2 protein-coding genes are annotated in these 1,972 nt (G+C 76.6%); one reads left to right on the top strand and one right to left on the bottom strand.

Annotation, left to right across the window (positions count from 1 at the left end; translation table 11 throughout):
- Nucleotides 1-945: oxygenase MpaB family protein (locus ICW40_RS15470; RefSeq protein ID WP_221654910.1), on the bottom strand; the 945-nt coding region annotated here is incomplete at its 3' end.
- 97 nt (nucleotides 946-1,042) lie between these two features.
- Between ICW40_RS15470 and ICW40_RS15465 the strand changes: the two genes are divergently transcribed.
- Nucleotides 1,043-1,972: DUF4349 domain-containing protein (locus ICW40_RS15465; protein WP_221654909.1), on the top strand; the 930-nt coding region annotated here is incomplete at its 3' end.

The following is a 1,972-nucleotide window of genomic DNA, read 5'->3' as shown; positions in this document are numbered from 1 at the left end:
CGCCGACGGCGCCCGGTCGATGACCCCGGGCGGCGGCGGCACGACGTCGACCTCGGCGAGCCGGGCGGGCTCCGCGGCCGAGAGCGCCCAGCGGATGGCCGACGTCGCGAGCCGCCCGCCCTGCCGGCCGACCAGGGCGTCCACGTGCGGGTGGTACCGCAGGCCGAGCTCCGCGCGCGTCCACACCGGCATGAGAGCGACGCCTCCGGCGGCGAGCAGCGCGTACGCCGGGCGGGCCGCGGCCGGCAGTGGCGGCGTGCGGAGCAGGAAGTCGGCCGCCTCGCGCGCCGCGGCGGACGAGCGCAGCTCGGGCCGGTACGCGCCGAGCGCACGGTGCAGCCCGGCGAGCGTCGTCGGCACGTCCGTCGCGCCCAGGGCACGGCCGACGACGGCGGTCTGCGCCACGTACTCGTCGCACTCGGCGTCGGTCAGGGGACGTGCGCCGAACCGCTGGTGCGCGAGCAGGAAGCTGTCGACCTCGGCGACGTGCACCCAGCGCAGGAGGTGCGGGTCGGACGCCTCGTACGGCTCTCCCTCGGGCGTCGTGCCGCGGATGCGGGCGTGCACGGCACGCACGACGGCGACGATCGTCGCGGCGTCGTCGGCCGGCCCGAAGGTGGTCGTCGCGAGGAACGTGGCCGTGCGCTGGAGGCGGCCCCACGGGTCACCCCGGTAGCCCGAGTGCGCCGCGACGGCCGCCATCGCGCGCGGGTGCAGGGACTGCAGCAGCAGCGCGCGCACGCCGCCGACGAACATCGAGGCGTCGCCGTGCACGCGCCCGATGGGGCTCTCGGGGTCGAACCAGCGCGGACCGGGCGTCGCGTGGATGCGGTCGCGCGCCGCGGCGGGGTCCGGCCCGGCGACCCGGCGCAGCACCGCACCCGCGGCCTCGGACTGCAGGCGGCGCACCTGGGCGGCGAGTCCGCCGGCGTTCGTGGGGCTCATCGGGTCGATGGTCACACGGACACGGACGCGTGACGAAACGATCACGATCCGCCCGGCTCACCCGTACGCCGCCCGGGCCCGGCCTAGCCTGACCCGCATGCGGAACCTCATGAGGTCGCTCGCGGTCGCTGCCGTCCTGCTCGTCGCGGGGTGCTCGGCCGGAGGCGGTGACGCCGCGAGCGAGCGGTCCGACGGCGGCGGCGCTGCGCCGGAGGCGGTGGAGCAGCACGACCTGGGCGGTGAGGGCGGCTCGGCGGTGGGTGACGAGGACGCCGAGCAGCAGTTCATCACCACCGGCAGCGTCTCCATGGTGGTCGAGGACCCGGCGGCGTCGTCGGCAGAGGCGGCCGCGCTCGTCGAGGCGGCGGGCGGTCACGTCCAGGAGCGCGTCGAGCAGGGCGGCGCGGAGGACGAGTTCGCCTCGGCGTACCTGGTGGTGCGGATCCCCGCGGACGAGGTGACGCCGACGCTCGACGCGCTCAAGGAGCTCGGCGAGGTGCGGGACACGTCGCTCCAGAGCGAGGAGGTCACCGAGCAGGTGCGTGACCTCGACGCCCGGATCCGCGCGCTCGAGATCTCCATCTCGCGGCTCGAGGGGCTGCTCGAGCGGGCCGGCACGGTCACGGAGATCGTGGAGGCCGAGCAGGTCCTCACCGAGCGCCAGTCGGAGCTCGAGGTGCTGCTCTCGCGCCAGGCGTCGCTCGCCGACGACGTCGCGCTGTCGACCTTCCGCATCGACATGTACACGGCCGAGGCGGAGCCCGCGGAGGAGCCCAGCGGCTTCTGGGCCGGGCTCGTCGACGGCTGGAATGCCCTGGTCGCCACGCTCAACGGCCTGCTGCAGGTCATCGGCGCGCTGCTCCCGTGGATCCTGTTCGCCGCGCTCGTGACCGCGGTCGTGCTCGCCGTCCGGCGGGCCCTCAAGCGGCGGGGGGCGACAACGACGTCGCCGTCCGCCTCCTTCCCCGGCGCGGCGGCCGGCGGGCCCGTGGCGGCGCCGGCCGGCCCCGCCGACGCGGCGCGTCCC

The organism is Actinotalea ferrariae, from assembly GCF_019733465.1.
GTDB lineage: Bacteria > Actinomycetota > Actinomycetes > Actinomycetales > Cellulomonadaceae > Actinotalea > Actinotalea ferrariae_A.
The sequence above is the reverse complement of the archived record's forward strand: the minus strand, read 5'-3'. Positions and strand labels throughout refer to the sequence as shown.